Below are 18,368 nucleotides of genomic sequence, written 5' to 3' on the forward strand. Positions count from 1 at the left end.
CATCACCCGCTCAACTTTTCTTCAAACCTTAATATCCTTCCCGCATTTCCCAGTACCAGCAGGGTGCTTAGGTTATGCAGTATCGCAGCGATCACCGCACCTGATGCACCCAGCCAACCGAAAGCGGCGGCGACGACAATCACTAGCGTCCAACCCAGCCCAATCAGCACGTTCATCTGTAAAGTGCGACGGCACAGGCGGCTTAAACGCACGCATGTGCCGAGGCGGCGCAAGTCACCGCCAATCAACACGATATCGGCTGATGCCATGGCGATATCAGAGCCACCTGCACCCATCGCAACGCCAACCACACCCGCTTTAATTGCCAGGGAATCGTTGATCCCATCGCCGACTACCATTGGCCTGAAGCCATTGTCGATTTGCACACTGACGTGGTGGAGTTTGTCAGCAGGTAATGCCCCAGCTATAACGTCGTTAATCCCCACGTTCTTCGCGATGCGTTGTGCCACGGCTTCGCGGTCGCCGGTCAATAATAGTTGATGGTTTAGCCCAAGATCACGCAGCTCCGCCATTGCACTGGCCGCTTCGTCGCGTAAGCTATCGGCCAGTAAAATCCAGCCACGGAAACGCCCTGCCAGCACCAGGCCGACAATCGGCCCGTCGTGTGGCGGTTCTTCCGGTAAATCAGCAACCTGAGTTTTTAACAGCTCATGTCGGCCGAGATAAGCCTCGCCCGCCGCTGTAGTGGCAGAAATACCCAACCCCTGGTGTTCATGCACATTTTCAAGTGCAGGCCACATACTTTGCGGGGCGATATTGACCAGCGCACGGCTGACCGGGTGGTTACTGGTGGCCCCAAGACTTGCTGCCAGTGCAGACAGAACTTCCGGCGATTCTCCCGCTTCAGGAATCAGCTCATGAAGTTGCAGCTTGCCGTGTGTGAGCGTGCCGGTTTTATCAATAATCACCGCATTCAGTTCGGCTAATTCTTCGAGGAAGGCCGCACCGCGAATCAAAATACCGTGGCGAGCAGCAACGGTTAGCCCGGCAATAGATGTTGCAGGCGCGGAAAGCACCAACGCACATGGGCAGGCCGCTACTAATACCGCCAACATGGCCTGGTCGTTTTGCGTCAAAAACCAGGTGCTCGCGGCAATCAATAAAACCAGCAGAAGATAACGCGCCGCGTGACGTTCAAGCAGGCGAGTAATCGGTGGGCTGGCTTGCTCGGCACTTTGCATTAATGCCACTACGCGACCGAGTGTTGAGGTTTCGCCGATGTGCGTCACTTCAATTCGCAACCGCCCATCAAGATTGATTGCGCCACCGTAAACGTTCATGCCCGGTTTCACTTCCAGCGGTACGGATTCACCCGTGATCGGTGCGGTATCCAGGCTTGCCGTTCCTTCCAGCACGCGCCCGTCAGCAGGTAACCGGTCGCCTGCGCGCACTTCGACGATGTCACCAGCCACCAGTTCATGGTTGTCAATTTCATGGAGATTACCGTCTGCATCAAAGCGTCGCGCCCGGCTGTGGGTCAATTTACTGAGCGCTTCAATCGCTTCTTGCGAACCAATCATACTGCGCTCTTCAAGGATATGGCCGACGATCATAATCAGCGGCAGCAATGCGGCAGTGAGCAAATCCCCAATTGCCCACGAGCCAATTAGCGCCAGCGCAACCAGTTGGTCGGTAATACCATGCAAGCTCGGGTAACGCAGGCTGTAAAAGGCGTGGCGCAATACCGGAATGCCGACCATCAGCGATGCAGCACCCAGTAAGATATCGGCCACCGCGACTTGTTCGGGTGCCAGCCAGCGCCACAGCAAACCAAGAATTAACGTGCCGCTGGCAACCAGCGCTAGGATCAACTGCCGGGTAATCTGCCGTTGTTCCTGATGGCTCAGTGCGCCGCCGGGGTTAACAGTGTGGGTACTCATGGTTTAGAAGGTTCCTTTTGCCCGGCCGCTTGCAGGATCAAATTCGCATCATCTTTTGGAGAGACGGTAATGACGGATTCAGCTTGTGCCAGAATTGCCGCAATGCGTTCGCGGTAAACTCGCGCTAACAAGTCAGGGTCGTGCGGGCTGTTAGCCAGGCGATTCACCATTGCCGTGTCGGACTGAGCTTTCGCCACTCGTTCGCGGGCCTGCGCCTGAGCGGTCTGGCGCGTCTGGTCGGCAAGCTGAGTGGATTTCTGGCGAATTAAAGATGCGTCGGTATTGGCGGTGGCTATTGCCTGTGACGCTTGCTGGCTGGCAGTTAATACCGCATTGAATGCGGTGACTGTGGTTTCCGGCAAGGTGGATTGCACAGTAACCCGCTCAAGCGTAATCCCCAGGTCACTGCCTGATTGTGCCAGGCGCTGCAAACTTTGCTCGACGTTGTGCTGAACATCAGCACGCAGGCGTTCGCGTTGCTGGGCGACATTTAAATCGCCGCTGACCATTTCCGGGCGGGCGACAAGAATAGTATCCAGATCGCGCGCGGCGCATACCGCCACGGCAGCACGCTCAACCAGCCGGTCGAGAGCCGGAATCACATGTTCGCCCTGCAATACATACGCCATTGGCGTGACGACACGGTAAAACACGCTGATATCCAGCTGCACCACGCCTGAGTCACCAGTAAGCAGATACCCGGAACCCGCCAGTGCATCGCTGCTGTTATCGCCACGAGCATCTGCATGCAGCGCATCATTCGAGCGTAATAGCGCCGTAACGTGGTGTTCAATCACGCGGTCAGGTGCCGGAACCATCACCACATCGTTAATCGGCTTCGGCCAGGTGAGCAATAAACCCGGTTCGGCAATTCGCTGCTGCGCGCCGAAGTGAAGCACCACGGCACGGCTGTCTGCGGGTATCTGGCGAATATTTGAAAACAACCACGACGCTGCTGCCAGCAGTGTCAGTGCATACAGTGCGTAAAATGCGAGGCGTATCGACTGTGTCCACGGGCCCGCAGGTTTATTTTTTTGATGCTCATTCATGAGTTGTATCCAGCTTTGGCCCTTCTACCAGCAGGCGGAACGGTGCGGCATCAGTGCGTAACACCAGACGGGTGCTGGAATTAATTACGCCGCTGAGCGCATCAAGCTGGCGTAACAGGCTGTATAGCTGAGGTGAACTGGCGTACGCCTTGCCATAAATTTCGGCGGCTTGCGCCTGAGATTGCGCTTCGATATCGGCAGCCTGAACCTGGGCTGTCGCCTCCACAATGCGGGCATCACGCTCTGCCGCCGAGCGAATTTCAGCCGCGGCGCGTTTGCCTTCAGCGGTGCGTTCAGTCGCAATGGTTTCGCGCTCGGCACGCATTCGATCGACTGTGGCGTTAAGCGTTACCGCGGGCAGGGTCAGGCGTTCGGTTCCAACCTGCACCAACCGGATACCGTAGCTTTCCAATAATGGCTGGCTGATTTGCGCCTGCAGATGCGATTCAAACTGGTCTAACTGCACTTGTTTGCTGTCGGTATTGACCAGTTGAGAGAGCGTAAAGCCACTTGCGGTAGTTTCGAGTGCCGAGCCGAGATAAGCACGAATTTGCCGTGCTGCTTCATCGGGCTGGTTTTGTACCGCGCGCATAAAGCGCTGCACATGCTCAGGGGTATTATCAACCTGCCAGACCGCATATGACTGCACAATGATGCGCAACCCGTCCCGCGTACCCACATCCTGCAATCCGCTCGAAGTCGTTCGCAGGCGTAGATCTACGGCGGTCGACATTTCAAAAGGTGCGGGCAGGCGCCACGCAAGACCTGGATTGAGCAGTACGCGTACCGGATTACCGAACCGAGTAATAATCAGCGATTCACCAGAGCGAACCTGCACAAGGCTTGCGGCGGCGGCAAGAATGAGCACCAGCGCACTTGCGCCAGCAATGCGCTTCCAGGCTTTAGTTACAGGAGCGTCAGAATGGTGGCTGTGGTGGCAACCGTTACTGCAACCATGATGATGTGAATGGCTCAACGGGAAGACTCCTGTGTCGGTTTGGAAGGTGCATCGTTGCGTGCTGCCTGGCTTAACGAGGGAAACTCGCGCAGGTCGATAGTGGGCTGCGAGGTTGCGCCAATACGGTGGTCGATAATTAACAACGGACTTTTGCCTAAAGTCTGGTGCAACTGGCTAAACCATAATTCATCGACAAACACCTGGCCGGATTTCGCCACTGCTTGTTTCTGTGCGGCAAAACGCACAGCCGTTGACTGCGCTTTACTGGTCACATCGGTAGCATTCATCTGTGCCTGGTTCTGGCGCGCGGTAGCCGTAGTTTGTGCGCTGGCGGCCAGCTCTGCCGCATGCCCACGTTCGCGTGAAACCAGCGCTTGAGCTGAAATTTGCGCGGCTTGTACGCCGTGGAAGGCATCAGCAGCCCCTGCTGGAGGGTGGATAGCTTCGACGACGGTCGAGAGCAGTTCTACACCACTATCCAGGCCATCGAGTTTTTGCTGCACTGCCTGCTTAATCTGGCTTGCTAACTCGATGCGCTGTTCCCCTAAAACTTGCTCAAGAGTCAGCGAGGAAAACTGATGCACCATTACCTGGTTTGCAGTGCTACGAATCAATTCTGGCAAATTCACGCTGTTATAGGTTGCCGCCAGTGCTGCGTTATCGGTTAAGCCAACGCGCCACATAAAACGGACATCGCTATTAATAATTTGCAGACCTTGCTGGTTACCGCTCTGGCTGGCAATAATCTGCGCTTTATCAAAGCTATGAATTGCATCCCACAGGCGATCGGCGCTTTGCGGAGCATTCCCTTCGGCATTCGCCAGCGGCTCCGCAGGTGTATCGGCTTCTTCTCCAGCAGCTAACTCATGGACCTGGCCATTTTCCGCCAGTATCACCTGGCCAAAAGGCCATGGCAGCCCGTAATGCAGGCCCGATGGCACCACGGCAACCGGTTTGCCAAAGCGTTCATAAATACCGCGTTGGGTTGGGGAAACTTGCTGCATCCCGGTCAACAGCCAGCCGCAAAACAGCATGACTGCCAGCACTGGTAAAAATGCCCGCCGCAATACCGTGAATGCCCATAGCTGGCGTAAATCAATTCCAAAGTGGTGGTGCAACTCGCGTTGTAAAAAAAGTAGCGGGCGTGGCGGCCAGACGAGTTGTGCTGCCAATTGGCTTTGAGCAAGGAACTTGGGTTCGCAGCCTTCTTCACCTGGTGGTGTGAATAGTGAGAACAGGCCGCGCAGCAGAAACTCAATCGCTACCAACAACACAAGGATCGCAGGCAGATTGACCAACAATGAGAGATTTGTTGTTGGGAATATCAGTGCGGGCAAAGAGAGCAATTGCACCGCGAGAGTCAGGCGTAATATCGGCGCAATGAATTTAGCTTCCGGCCAGGCTTCGTTTGATGTAGCTGCCAGATGGCGCTCCGCAACCAGTGTGACAAACATCGCCAATGCAATAGTACCGACCGCCACCCAGCGCAGGTTGTCTTCATCCAGCGAGACATAATTGGTTCCCCAGCCTGCCTGTGTGACGAATAACACGAGTGCCGCCATCGAGGCCAGCCAGACACCATCACTCTTAAGTAACGCATTGATGCGTTCAAAGTTGATGGGAATGAGTGCGCCAAGCCGTTGATAAATTGTCGGTGGAGGTTCTGTTTCAGTAGGAGCCGTTTCGGATTGAAGCACTGGTGAGAACTTTTCTGCCCGCCATTGGCAAATTCGCTGTGCATTGTAGATAGCGGTAGCTAGCAAGGTGAGCACGGCGGCCTGGCTGCTTAATAAGGCCGTCCAGCGTGAAGATGACTCGATAATGCTGACAATCAGCGCCACCACAATCATCAAAAAAATTAGCGCGCTTAATCCGAAGACTAATCTTGCAGTCAGCTTCGCCTGCGATGACGCTAAAGAGTCACGAGCCTGAGAAGTTAACGGTGAAGAGTCCGTTGGTTCAGAAAATTGGGAGGGCTGCATGGAGTCGTTATTGGAGTTTAAATGTTACCATATAACATATCACAGCCCTCATTTACCCGTAAACGAAACGAGGGTAACCGATTGTACAAATGCTTTAACTCTGTGGCGGTAAACACACACCAATTCCACCAATGCCGCAGTAGCCGTATGGATTTTTGTGCAGATACTGCTGGTGGTCGTCCTCGGCATAGTAGAACGGACCGGCGTTGGCAATTTCAGTCGTAATGTGGCGCTCGTCGCCGGAGAGAGTCATCGCCTCCTGGAAGCGTGCGAAGCTTGCGCGGGCAGCGGCATCCTGTTCTGGCGTTAATGGGTAAATTGCGGAGCGATATTGTGTACCAACGTCACCACCCTGGCGCATTCCCTGTGCTGGATCGTGGTTTTCCCAGAACACTTGCAATAACTGTTCGTAACTTACCTCTTGCGGGTCGTAAACCACACGCACCGCTTCTGTGTGCCCGGTCATTCCGCTACACACTTCGCGATAGGTTGGGTTAGGCGTAAAGCCCCCGGCGTAACCTGCGGCGGTGCTGTAAACCCCCGGAATTCTCCAGAACATTCTCTCGACACCCCAGAAACAACCCATTGCGAAATAAGCGATCTCCATCCCATCTGGTACATTTGTCATGGAATGCTCGTTTACCGCATGTAAAGAGGCGATTGGCATCGGGGTATTGCGACCAGGCAACGCTTCTGACTGCGTTACGGGATGGGTTTTCTCAAATAATTTCATCAGTCATGCTCTCCCGATGTTGGCTAAATTTAACAACAACCGCCATGCGGTTGTAACGAGGCGTGTTATTGCAGACAATAACTCCTCTGGATGAGACTACAGTACATATAAGAATTATTTGGGTTATTGTGCAGTTTTCAACCCCAATTGTTGGGGTTTTGTAACAAAGACGTTTCCTTCCAGGGGTGGGAACAAGGATATTCAGGAGAAAACGTGCCACGATTCCGTACTATTTGCTCGGCTTGCCTATGCCTGGTAAGCACGTGGGCCAGCGCTGCCAACGTGCGTTTACAGGTGGAAGGGCTAAGCGGTGAACTGCAAAAAAACGTTCGCGCTCAGCTTTCAACTATCCAGAGTGATGAAGTTACGCCAGACAGGCGTTTCCGTGCGCGTGTGGATGACGCTATCCGTAATGGATTGAAAGCGCTCGGCTATTATGAGCCAACCATTGATTTCGACCTGCGGCCACCACCAGCCAAAGGACGCCAGGTTTTGATTGCCAAAGTCGATCCCGGCCCGCCAGTGCTGATTGGCGGCACCGATGTGATTCTGCGCGGCGGAGCACGTGACGATAAAGACTACATCGCGCTGCTCGGTGAGCGCCCGAAGATTGGCACTATCCTCAATCATCACGATTACGACAGCTTCAAAAAAGACCTTTCCAACATTGCGGTGCGAAAGGGCTATTTCGACAGTGAATTCCTTAAAAGCCAGCTAGGTGTTTCGCTTGAGCGCCGCCAGGCGTTCTGGGACATCGATTACAACAGCGGCGAGCGTTATCGTTTTGGTGCCGTGACTTTTGAAGGCTCACAAATTCGCGAAGAGTACCTGCAAAATCTTGTGCCTTTCAAACAGGGTGATTACTACCAGTCGAAAGATTTGGCGGAGTTAAACCGCCGTTTATCAGCGACAGGTTGGTTTAATTCGGTGGTGGTTGCGCCGGAATTCGACAAGTCTCGCGAAACCAAAGTATTACCGTTGCATGGTGTTGTTTCACCACGTACTGAGAACACCATCGAAACCGGTGTGGGTTATTCCACCGATGTTGGGCCGCGCGTAAAAGCGACGTGGAAAAAACCGTGGATGAACTCTTACGGCCACAGCCTGACCAGCAGCATCAGCCTTTCCGCACCAGAACAGATCGTTGATTTCAGCTACAAAATGCCGCTGCTTAAAAACCCGCTGGAACAATATTATCTGGTGCAGGGCGGCTTTAAAGCGACCGATCTGAACGATACTAAGTCCGACTCCAGCACCCTTGCGGTCTCACGATACTGGGATTTATCCAGCGGTTGGCAGCACGCCATTAACCTGCGCTGGAGTCTCGATCACTTTACCCAGGCAGACGTAACCAACACCACGATGCTGCTTTATCCGGGTTTGAGCCTTAACCGTACCCGTTCGCGTGGTGGTTTGATGCCAACCTGGGGCGATTCCCAACGCTATTCGATTGATATTTCCGATACCTCATGGGGCTCGGACGTCGATTTCGGGGTATTCCAGGCGCAGCAAGTCTGGATTCGAACGTTGCAGGAAAAACACCGTTTTGTGGTGCGTGGCAATGTGGGTTGGATTGAAACCAATAACTTCGACAAAGTGCCGCCAGACTTACGCTTCTTTGCCGGTGGTGACCGCAGTATTCGCGGCTATTCCTACAAATCCATCTCCCCTGAAAACGACAAAGGCGAACTGACCGGTGCGTCAAAAATGATTACCGGATCGCTGGAGTATCAATACAACGTTACCGGGAAATGGTGGGGGGCGGTGTTCGTCGATTCTGGCGAAGCAGTCAACGATATCAAACAGAGTAACTATAAAACGGGTGCAGGCTTTGGCGTACGCTGGCAGTCGCCGGTTGGGCCCATCAAACTCGATTTAGCGGTCCCGGTGGCTGATAAAGATGAGCATGGTTTACAGTTTTACATCGGTTTGGGGCCTGAACTATGAGTCGTTGGAAGAAAATAAGCCTCGCGGTGTTGGTTTTTGTGGTGCTGTTGATTGGTGCTGTGGGTTTCCTGGTGGGGACTACCACCGGGCTGCACGTCTTATTTAACGCCGCAAACCGTTGGGTGCCGGGGCTGGATATCGCAAGCGTCACGGGCGGCTGGCGCAATTTGACCATCAAAGGTTTGCGCTACCAACAACCTGGCGTTGATGTGAATGCCGGCGAAATTAATCTGGCTGTGAAACTAGGCTGCCTGCGTGATAGCAGCCTGTGCGTGAATAATCTCTCGCTTAAAGACATTGATGTCGTTATCGACAGCAAAAAAATGCCTCCGGCAGCACCGGTTCAGGAAGAAGACACCGGCCCGCTCAATCTCACCACGCCGTATCCGATTACCCTAAGTCGCGTGGCGCTTAATAACGTCAATATCAAGATTGATAACACCACTGTTTCGGTGATGGAGTTTACTTCCGGCCTGAACTGGCAAGAACGCAACGTGACCGTTACGCCAACCAATCTCGAAGGTTTGCTGATTGCATTGCCGAAAGTGGCCAAAGTTGCTCAGGAACAGGTGGTTGAGCCGAAGATCCAGAACCCGCAGCCAGAAGAGTTGCCGCTGGGCGAAACGCTCAAACAATTGTTTGAAAAGCCAGTTTTGCCTGAAATGACCGATGTGCATTTGCCGCTGAACCTGAATATTCAGGAATTCCGTGGGGCGAACTTACGCCTGACTGGCGACACCGATTTACTGGTCAGCAGCCTGTTGCTAAAAGTCAGCAGTATTGATGGCTCTCTTAAGCTTGATGCACTGGATGTGGATTCCTCGCAAGGGCTGGTCAACGCTACTGGTAGCGCGGAATTACGCGATAAATGGCCGGTCGACTTAACCTTAAACACCACGCTGAATATCGACCCAATCAAAGGTGAAAAGGTGAAGATGAAGATTGGTGGGGAGCTGCGGGATGTGCTGAAAGTGGGCATGAATCTCTCAGGCCCGGTTGATCTTGAACTCACTGCGCAAACTCAGCTTGCTGAAGCAGGCTTGCCGCTCAATCTTGAAGTGGTCAGTAAGCAACTTTACTGGCCATTTACCGGGAAGAAAGAGTACCAGGCCAACAACCTGAAACTGAAATTCAGCGGCAAAATGACCGACTATAAATTGTCGTTCCGTAGCGATGTGAAAGGCGAGCAAATTCCGCCAGCCACCATCACTCTGGATGCGGCAGGCAACGAGCAACAGCTTAATCTCGACAAGCTGCGTGTCGCTGCGTTGCAGGGCAACACTGACTTGAAAGCGGTGCTCGACTGGAGCAAAGCCATTAGCTGGCGTGGCGAGCTGAAACTCGACGATATCAATACGGCGAAGCAATTCCCGGACTGGCCTGCGAAACTCGACGGTCTGGTGAAAACCAGCGGCAGTTTGTATGGCGGCAGCTGGCAGGTGGATGTCTCCGAGCTGAAACTTGCCGGGAATGTCAAAAATAACAAACTAAACGTAACCGGCAAGCTCAACGGCAACAGTTACATGCAGTGGAAAACTCCTGGGCTGCATATAGAACTGGGGCGCAACAGTGCTGATGTTAAAGGGGAGTTAGGGCCGAAAGATCTGGAGCTTGATGCCACCATCGATGCACCGAATCTCGACAATGCTTTACCGGGACTTGGCGGCACAGCGAAAGGCACGATTAAAGTGCGTGGCGATGTGAAAGCGCCGCAGCTGCTGGCAGACCTTACCGCGAATAACCTCCGGTGGCAGGAGCTGTCGATTGCGCGAGTCTTGCTGAAAGGGGATGTGAAATCCACCGATCAAATCGCCGGGAATCTGGATCTGCGTGTTGAGCGTATTTCCCAGCCAGGTGTCGATCTCAGCCTGGTAACGCTTGACGCAAAAGGCTCCGAAAAACAGCACCAGCTAAAACTGCGCATTCAGGGCGAACCCGTGTCCGGGCAGCTTGATTTGAGCGGCAGCTTCGACCGTGCGGAGGAGCGCTGGCGTGGCAGTCTTAGCAATACGCGATTTGAAACGCCAGTTGGCCCATGGTCACTTAACCGTTCATTGGCGCTCGATTACCGCAATAAAGAGCAGAAAATCAATATCGGTGTGCATTGCTGGACTAACCCGAATGCCGAACTTTGTGTACCGCAGCCGATTGATGCAGGTGTGAAAGGCCGTGCGCTGGTCAATCTGAACCGCTTTGATCTGGCGATGCTAAAACCGTTTATGCCAGCTGATACACAAGCGGTGGGAACATTTAGTGGCCGTGCGGATGTGAGCTGGGATGCGGAATCTGAAGGCTTGCCACAAGGTTCAGTTACGCTCACGGGCAACGGCGTGAAAGTCACGCAAATGGTGAACGACAGCCCGCTGCTGGTGGCGTTCGACACGCTTAATCTCAATGCCGAGCTTAAAAACAACCAGGCCAAACTAGGCTGGTTGATTCGCATTGCTCAAAATGGCCAGTTCGATGGTCAGGTTCAAATTAGCGATCCACAAAACCGCCGCAACCTGGCGGGGAATGTGAATATGCGCAACTTTGATTTGGCTATCGCCAATTCGGTGTTCTCACGCGGAGAAAAAGCCGCTGGCAAGATTAACGCTAACTTACGTCTGGCGGGGAATTTGGAGCGCCCGCAAGTCTTCGGCCAGTTGCAAGTTAACGGCGTGGATATCGACGGCAACTTTATGCCGTTTGATATGCAGCCAAGTCAGTTGGCAATGAACTTTAACGGTATGAACTCGACACTTGCCGGAACAGTGCGTACGAAGCAGGGTGATATTGCTCTGAGTGGCGATGCTGACTGGACGCAAATCGACAACTGGCGCGCGCGTGTGGCGGCGAAAGGCAATAAGGTGCGCATTACTGTGCCGCCGATGGTGCGCCTTGATGTTTCGCCTGACGTTGAGTTTGTTGCGACTCCGAGCTTGTTCACGCTTGATGGTAGTGTAGACATCCCGTGGGCACGTATCGTGGTGCACGAGGTTCCGGAAAGCTCAGTGGGCGTGTCCAGTGATGAAGTGATGCTGGATAAAAATCTGAAGCCGATTAAACCGCAAACGGCAAGCATTCCTATCAACAGTAACTTGGTTATTCACGTTGGTAACAACGTGCGCCTGGATGCGTTTGGTTTGAAAGCGCGTCTGAATGGTGATTTAAAAATGGTGCAGGACCGTCAGGGTCTCGGCCTGAACGGGCAGATCAATATTCCTGAAGGGCGTTTCCATGCGTACGGACAGGATCTGATCGTGCGTAAAGGCGAGCTGTTATTCTCAGGTCCACCAGACCAGCCATTATTAAATATCGAAGCGATTCGTAACCCAGAAGCGACAGAAAACGACGTAATAGCTGGTGTTCGTGTCACGGGAACAGCAGATGAGCCGAAAGCTGAGATATTTTCTGATCCGGCCATGTCACAGCAAGAAGCCTTGTCCTACCTGCTTCGCGGGCAGGGTTTGGACAATTCTGGCGACGATGGTAACGCCATGACATCAATGCTTGTTGGCTTGGGGGTTGCACAAAGTGGTCAGGTTGTGGGTAAAATCGGCGAGACGTTTGGCGTAAGCAATCTGGCGCTTGATACCGCAGGGGTGGGGGATTCCTCACAAGTGGTGGTCAGTGGCTATGTACTGCCAGGTCTCCAGGTTAAATATGGAGTGGGTATTTTTGACTCATTGGCGACACTAACACTGCGTTATCGCCTGATGCCTAAGCTGTATCTGGAAGCGGTGTCTGGTATCGATCAGGCACTTGATCTGCTTTATCAGTTTGAGTTTTAGCTATGCGAATTTTTGTTTACGGCAGTTTACGACGCAAGCAAGGTAACAGTCACTGGATGACCAACGCCCAGTGGCTTGGGGATCATCATGTTGAAAATTACGCTTTATACAGCCTTGGCCATTATCCGGGGGTAGTGCCGGGTGAAGGTTCTGTGGTGGGTGAAGTGTATCGTATTGATGCTTCTACACTCTCTGAGCTTGACGCTTTGCGCACTAAAGGTGGCGAGTATAAACGTCAGCTAATTCAGACACCTTACGGCAGTGCATGGATGTACGTGTACCAACGATCGGTGGATGGATTAACCCGCATAGAAAGCGGAGACTGGTTGGATAAAGATCAGTTCTAGTTATACCCGTCATACTTCAAGCTGCATCTTTGTTGGCTGCGTTCACTCGCCCGAATCACTTACTTATGTAAGCTCATCGGGACTTGTTCTCTTACCGCCGCGATGCAACTCGAATTATTTTGGGTATATATACTTTCGACATAAAAAAACACCGCCAGATGGCGGTGTTTTCACAAGCATTCAGCGAGGCTGAGAATTACTTCTTAGCGCGCTCGAAGGAAGCAACGATTTCAGCTTTAGCTGCTGCTGCATTGTCCCAGCCTTCAACTTTAACCCATTTGCCTTTCTCGAGAGCTTTGTACTGCTCGAAGAAGTGGGATATCTGCGCTTTCAGCAGTTCTGGCAGGTCGTTCACATCTTTAATGTGATCGTATTCTTTGCTCAGTTTGGTGTGCGGAACCGCAACCAGCTTGGCATCTTCGCCAGCTTCGTCAGTCATTTTCAACACGCCAACTGGACGGCAACGAATAACAGAACCTGGTTGCAGTGGGTATGGAGTTGGGACCAGAACGTCAACCGGGTCACCGTCTAAAGACAGGGTGTGGTTGATGTAACCGTAGTTGCACGGATAGAACATTGCGGTAGACATGAAACGGTCAACGAACAGAGCGCCGGTGTCTTTATCAACTTCATATTTGATAGGATCAGCGTTTGCTGGGATTTCGATAACAACGTAGATGTCTTCTGGCAGATCAATACCCGCAGGGACGTTGAGTAAGCTCATGTCTTTTTCCTTTAAACTGGTGTCATTCAAGTGCCGCGTATTATAGCTAACTCGATTTAAATGTCTTCGCCTCTTTTTGCCTTCATTTCTCTCCCACATCCCTTTCCAGAACCTTCCGACAACGGGAAAATCCATAAACATAGCCGTATTCTTTATAAACTTATGTAAGCGGTTACAAGGTTATGCGTGACTTGTTGGAATTGTGATGTAACTCATTCTGTTACACCACACGTCGTCTATAGTTTTTTCGACGCCCAGATTTTAACCAACAATAACCCTACGAGGATGTCCCTATGTGGAAGCGCTTACTTTTGGTCTCTGCAGTCTCCGCAGCCATGTCGTCTATGGCAATAGCTGCTCCGTTAACGGTCGGATTTTCGCAGGTAGGTTCTGAATCCGGCTGGCGAGCAGCTGAAACATCGGTTGCGAAGAGTGAAGCCGAGAAACGCGGCATCACGCTGAAAATCGCAGACGGCCAACAAAAACAAGAAAACCAGATTAAAGCCGTACGTTCATTTATCGCCCAGGGCGTAGACGCAATCTTCATTGCGCCAATCGTCGCCACGGGTTGGGAGCCAGTATTACAAGAAGCAAAAGAGGCCAAAATCCCAGTATTCCTGCTCGACCGTAATATCGATGTGAAAGATAAATCGCTGTACATGACCGTCGTCACCGCTAACAACGTGCTGGAAGGCCAGTTGATTGGTGAATGGTTGCTTAAAGAGTTGAATGGTAAGCAATGTAACGTGGTTGAACTGCAAGGGACCGTAGGCGCGAGCGTGGCAATTGACCGTAAGAAAGGTTTTGCGGACGCCATTTCTAAAGCATCCAACGTGAAAATCATTCGTTCTCAGTCTGGTGACTTTACCCGCAGTAAAGGTAAAGAAGTGATGGAGAGCTTCATCAAAGCTGAGAACAACGGCAAAAACATCTGCATGGTTTACGCGCACAACGATGACATGGTGATCGGTGCGATTCAGGCAATCAAAGAAGCGGGTCTGAAACCGGGCAAAGACATTCTGACCGGTTCAATTGATGGCGTGCCGGATATCTACAAAGCGATGATCGATGGCGAAGCCAACGCAAGTGTTGAGCTGACGCCAAACATGGCAGGACCTGCGTTCGATGCACTCGAGAAGTTCAAGAAAGATGGCACCATGCCTGAAAAAGTGACCATCACCAAATCAACGCTATACCTCCCGGATACCGCGAAAGAAGAGCTCGAGAAGAAGAAATCGATGGGCTACTGATGAGTTATGCCCCTCCCGAAACGGAAGGGCTGTTTTATGTAGGGCGGATAAGCGTAGCGTCATCCGCCATTAAGGCACGGGCCAGATCGAGGGCGCTGCGCTTATCTCACCCTACAGTTGTGCGTTGGCAGGAGTGCGTTCATGAACACAAATAACAATCAGGAAATTCTGCGCACGGAAGGCTTATCGAAACATTTCCCAGGGGTTAAGGCGCTCGACAAAGTGGATTTCAGCCTCAATCGGGGTGAAATCATGGCATTACTGGGTGAAAATGGAGCAGGGAAATCAACGCTTATCAAAGCCTTAACCGGTGTTTATCAGCGCGATAGCGGCAATATTTATCTCGAAGGGGAACAGATTTCCCCGAAGAATACCGCCCATGCCCAACAACTCGGCATCGGTACTGTGTATCAGGAAGTCAATCTACTGCCCAATATGTCGGTGGCGGATAACTTGTTTATCGGCCGCGAGCCGCGTCGCTTTGGGTTTATACAACGCAAAGAGATGGAAAAACGCGCCGCCCTCCTGATGGAATCCTACGGGTTCTCGCTGGATGTCGCCGAACCGCTCAACCGCTATTCTGTCGCGATGCAGCAAATCGTTGCGATTTGCCGGGCCATCGATCTTTCGGCCAAAGTGCTGATTCTCGATGAACCTACCGCCAGCCTCGACACCAAAGAAGTTGAAATGCTGTTCACCCTGATGCGCCAGTTGCGCGATCAGGGCGTAAGCCTGATCTTCGTTACCCACTTCCTCGATCAAGTTTATGAAGTCACCGACAGGATCACTGTTCTGCGCAACGGATCGTTTGTTGGCACGAGAAATACAAAAGATCTGCCGCAGATAGATCTGGTGAAAATGATGCTGGGGCGCGAGCTGGAAACTAATGCACTTAACCGTGCGGGCCGCACTTTACTGAGCGATAAACCGGTCGCTGCGTTTAAAGATTTTGGTAAGAAAGGGGTGATCAACCCGTTCAATCTTGAAGTCCGTCCGGGTGAGATCGTTGGTCTGGCGGGTTTATTAGGATCCGGGCGCACCGAAACCGCCGAAGTGATATTTGGGATCAAGCCCGCGGACCAGGGCAATGCGTGGATCAAAGGCAAGCCGCAATCACTTCGATCGCCGCATAAAGCTTCGTCGCTGGGTATTGGTTTTTGCCCGGAAGATCGCAAAACTGACGGCATTATTTCCGCCGCTTCAGTACGTGAAAATATCATTCTGGCGTTACAGGCCCAACGCGGCTGGCTGCGCCCCATCCCTAAGCGTGAGCAGTATCAGATAGCCGAACGGTTTATTCGCCAGTTAGGGATCCGTACGCCTGGCCCCGATCAACCGATCGAGTTTCTCTCCGGCGGTAATCAGCAAAAAGTTCTGCTCTCGCGCTGGCTGTTGACCAAACCGCAGTTTCTGATCCTCGACGAACCGACGCGCGGGATCGATGTTGGCGCACACGCCGAAATTATCCGTTTGATCGAAACGCTGTGTGCCGATGGCCTGGCGCTGTTAGTTATCTCCTCTGAACTGGAGGAACTGGTGGGCTATGCGGATCGTGTGATCATCATGCGTGACAGGCAGCAAGTGGCTGAGATCCCGCTCGCGGAGCTTTCCGTGTCGGCAATTATGAATGCCATTGCGGCATAAGGAGTAACACGTGATGCCTCGTTCATTGCCGCAAACGGATGCCGAAAAGCCAAAGAGAAATTTCCGCTGGCCGCCGGGTATTCCGCAGTTGGTCGCGTTGGTGCTGGTGCTGTTAGTTGATAGCCTGGTCGCCAATCACTTCTTTGATATTGTGGTGCAAAACGGGCGGCTGTTTGGCAGCCCGATAGATATTCTCAACCGTGCGGCACCGGTCGCATTACTGGCAATCGGCATGACACTGGTGATCGCCACTGGTGGCATTGACCTTTCCGTTGGCGCGGTGATGGCGATTGCTGGCGCTACGGCGGCGACGTTAACTGTCGACGGGCACAGTCTGACGGTAGTTATTCTGGCGTCACTCGGCGTGGGGGTTCTGGCGGGGCTGTGGAACGGCATTCTGGTGGCCATCCTTAAGATTCAGCCATTTGTTGCCACGCTAATCCTGATGGTAGCCGGGCGTGGTGTGGCGCAACTTATCACCGCCGGGCAAATCGTTACTTTTGATTCCCCAAACCTCTCGTATCTGGGCAGCGGTTCGCTGTTCTTCTTCCCGACGCCCGTGATTATTGTGCTGGCAACGCTGCTGGTCTTCTGGCTGTTTACCCGCAAAACGGCGTTGGGCCTGTTTATCGAATCGGTCGGGATTAACATTCGCGCGGCGAAAAACGCCGGGGTCAATACGCGCATTGTGGTGATGCTGACTTACGTTTTGAGCGGCCTGTGCGCGGCCATCGCCGGGATTATTGTTACCGCCGATATTCGTGGTGCTGATGCCAACAACGCCGGATTGTGGCTGGAACTGGACGCCATTCTGGCGGTAGTAATCGGTGGCGGTTCGTTGATGGGCGGGCGCTTTAACATCGCGCTTTCGGTAATTGGTGCGCTGATTATTCAGGGGATGAACACCGGCATCCTGCTTTCCGGTTTTCCGCCTGAGCTTAACCAGGTGGTGAAAGCGGTGGTGGTGATGTGCGTGCTGATTGTTCAGTCGCCACGTTTTATTGCTTTGCTCAAAGGACTACGTCGCCATGATCAAACGTAACTTGCCGTTGATGATTACCCTGGCGGTGTTTGTGCTGGGGTATCTGTACTGTCTGACGCAATTCCCCGGTTTTGCCTCAACGCGGGTAATTTGCAACATCCTGACTGATAACGCGTTCCTGGGGATTATTGCCGTTGGCATGACCTTTGTGATCCTCTCCGGCGGCATCGATCTTTCTGTCGGTTCAGTGATCGCCTTTACCGGGGTGTTCCTCGCTAAAGCGATTGGCTTCTGGGGATTGTCGCCGCTGGTGGCCTTCCCGCTGGTGCTGCTGATGGGCTGCGCGTTTGGCGCGTTTATGGGCTTGCTTATCGACGCGCTAAAAATCCCAGCCTTTATTATCACCCTTGCTGGGATGTTCTTCCTGCGTGGGGTCAGCTACCTGGTTTCGGAAGAGTCCATTCCCATTAACCACCCGATTTACGACACGCTTTCAAACCTTGCCTGGCGCATTCCCGGCGGTGGGCGTTTGAGTGCCATGGGCTTGCTGATGCTGGCCGTGGTGGTGATTGGTATTTTCCTTGCGCACCGCACCCGTTTTGGTAACCAGGTTTATGCGATTGGCGGCAACGCAGCGTCGGCAAACCTGATGGGGATTTCCACCCGCAGCACTACAGTGCGCATTTATATGCTTTCAACCGGGCTTGCCACACTCGCCGGTATTGTCTTTTCGCTCTATACCTCAGCAGGTTACGCGCTGGCAGGAATGGGTGTTGAGCTGGATGCGATTGCCTCAGTGGTTATCGGCGGCACGCTGTTAAGTGGTGGCGTTGGGACGGTGCTGGGCACGCTGTTTGGCGTGGCGATTCAGGGGCTGATTCAGACCTATATCAACTTCGATGGTACGCTCAGTTCGTGGTGGACGAAAATCGCCATCGGCATTTTGCTGTTTATTTTCATCGCCCTACAGCGCGGTTTGACGGTGTTGTGGGAAAACCGTCAAAGCTCGCCAGTGAAGCGGATTAGCGTGCGTCCTGGTCAAAGCTGAATCGCTTTGTCTAAACTTTCTTCGGTGATG

Annotated in this window: 13 protein-coding genes; 7 read left to right on the forward strand and 6 right to left on the reverse strand. The window is 52.8% G+C overall.

The genetic code is table 11. The annotated features are described in order from the left end of the window. Positions 1 to 2 precede the first annotated feature (2 nt). The 5 genes from EDF88_RS18345 to msrA form a co-directional block, all read right to left on the reverse strand. Positions 3 to 1,901: a cation-translocating P-type ATPase gene (locus tag EDF88_RS18345; RefSeq protein ID WP_134186282.1), complete on the reverse strand. Its 1,899-nt coding sequence runs from the start codon at positions 1,899 to 1,901 to the stop codon at positions 3 to 5. Next, on the reverse strand, positions 1,898 to 2,950 hold the full coding sequence (locus EDF88_RS18350; RefSeq protein WP_134186284.1) for an SPFH domain-containing protein: 1,053 nt from the start codon (positions 2,948 to 2,950) through the stop codon (positions 1,898 to 1,900). The genes EDF88_RS18345 and EDF88_RS18350 overlap by 4 nt, the downstream gene beginning before the upstream one ends. Continuing rightward, entirely contained in the window at positions 2,943 to 3,926 is a 984-nt protein-coding gene (locus EDF88_RS18355) for a protease modulator HflC (protein WP_134186286.1), read from the reverse strand. Before EDF88_RS18355 ends, EDF88_RS18350 begins: the two co-directional genes overlap by 8 nt. Further along, positions 3,923 to 5,890, reverse strand: coding sequence for a protease modulator HflK (locus EDF88_RS18360; protein WP_064515765.1), 1,968 nt, complete (start codon positions 5,888 to 5,890; stop codon positions 3,923 to 3,925). The genes EDF88_RS18355 and EDF88_RS18360 overlap by 4 nt, the downstream gene beginning before the upstream one ends. A gap of 94 nt (positions 5,891 to 5,984) precedes the next feature. Further along, entirely contained in the window at positions 5,985 to 6,623 is a 639-nt protein-coding gene (msrA, locus tag EDF88_RS18365) for a peptide-methionine (S)-S-oxide reductase MsrA (RefSeq protein ID WP_064515767.1), read from the reverse strand. 213 nt (positions 6,624 to 6,836) lie between these two features. Between msrA and tamA the strand changes: the two genes are divergently transcribed. The 3 genes from tamA to EDF88_RS18380 are packed head-to-tail and all read left to right on the forward strand — an operon-like array spanning position 6,837 to position 12,690. After that, positions 6,837 to 8,570 (forward strand): autotransporter assembly complex protein TamA, encoded by a 1,734-nt coding sequence (gene tamA / locus EDF88_RS18370; RefSeq protein ID WP_064515769.1) that lies wholly within the window; start codon positions 6,837 to 6,839, stop codon positions 8,568 to 8,570. After that, positions 8,567 to 12,343 (forward strand): translocation/assembly module TamB domain-containing protein, encoded by a 3,777-nt coding sequence (locus tag EDF88_RS18375; protein WP_064515772.1) that lies wholly within the window; start codon positions 8,567 to 8,569, stop codon positions 12,341 to 12,343. The genes tamA and EDF88_RS18375 overlap by 4 nt, the downstream gene beginning before the upstream one ends. A 2-nt stretch (positions 12,344 to 12,345) precedes the next feature. Further along, complete coding sequence (locus EDF88_RS18380; protein ID WP_064515775.1) at positions 12,346 to 12,690, forward strand: gamma-glutamylcyclotransferase; 345 nt, start codon at positions 12,346 to 12,348, stop codon at positions 12,688 to 12,690. A 196-nt stretch (positions 12,691 to 12,886) separates the two neighbouring features. Here the strand turns inward: EDF88_RS18380 and ppa are convergent, their stop codons facing one another. Then, on the reverse strand, positions 12,887 to 13,414 hold the full coding sequence (gene ppa, locus EDF88_RS18385; RefSeq protein WP_064515779.1) for an inorganic diphosphatase: 528 nt from the start codon (positions 13,412 to 13,414) through the stop codon (positions 12,887 to 12,889). A 293-nt stretch (positions 13,415 to 13,707) separates the two neighbouring features. On the opposite strand from ppa, the gene ytfQ reads away from it, so the two are divergent. The 4 genes from ytfQ to yjfF all read left to right on the forward strand — a co-directional run bounded on the left by ytfQ (position 13,708) and on the right by yjfF (position 18,338). Next, positions 13,708 to 14,664, forward strand: a complete 957-nt coding sequence (gene ytfQ / locus EDF88_RS18390) for a galactofuranose ABC transporter, galactofuranose-binding protein YtfQ (protein ID WP_064515782.1) — start codon at positions 13,708 to 13,710, stop codon at positions 14,662 to 14,664. A 141-nt stretch (positions 14,665 to 14,805) separates the two neighbouring features. Then, complete coding sequence (ytfR, locus tag EDF88_RS18395) at positions 14,806 to 16,308, forward strand: galactofuranose ABC transporter, ATP-binding protein YtfR (RefSeq protein ID WP_134186288.1); 1,503 nt, start codon at positions 14,806 to 14,808, stop codon at positions 16,306 to 16,308. A 10-nt stretch (positions 16,309 to 16,318) separates the two neighbouring features. Continuing rightward, positions 16,319 to 17,350 (forward strand): galactofuranose ABC transporter, ATP-binding protein YtfT, encoded by a 1,032-nt coding sequence (gene ytfT, locus EDF88_RS18400; RefSeq protein WP_134186290.1) that lies wholly within the window; start codon positions 16,319 to 16,321, stop codon positions 17,348 to 17,350. Continuing rightward, positions 17,337 to 18,338 carry a galactofuranose ABC transporter, permease protein YjfF gene (yjfF, locus tag EDF88_RS18405; RefSeq protein ID WP_134186292.1) on the forward strand — a complete coding sequence of 334 codons (1,002 nt, stop codon included), beginning with the start codon at positions 17,337 to 17,339 and terminating at the stop codon, positions 18,336 to 18,338. The genes ytfT and yjfF overlap by 14 nt, the downstream gene beginning before the upstream one ends. The last annotated feature ends 30 nt before the right edge of the window (positions 18,339 to 18,368 follow it).

Source organism: Buttiauxella sp. BIGb0552, from assembly GCF_004366275.1.
GTDB lineage: Bacteria > Pseudomonadota > Gammaproteobacteria > Enterobacterales > Enterobacteriaceae > Buttiauxella > Buttiauxella gaviniae.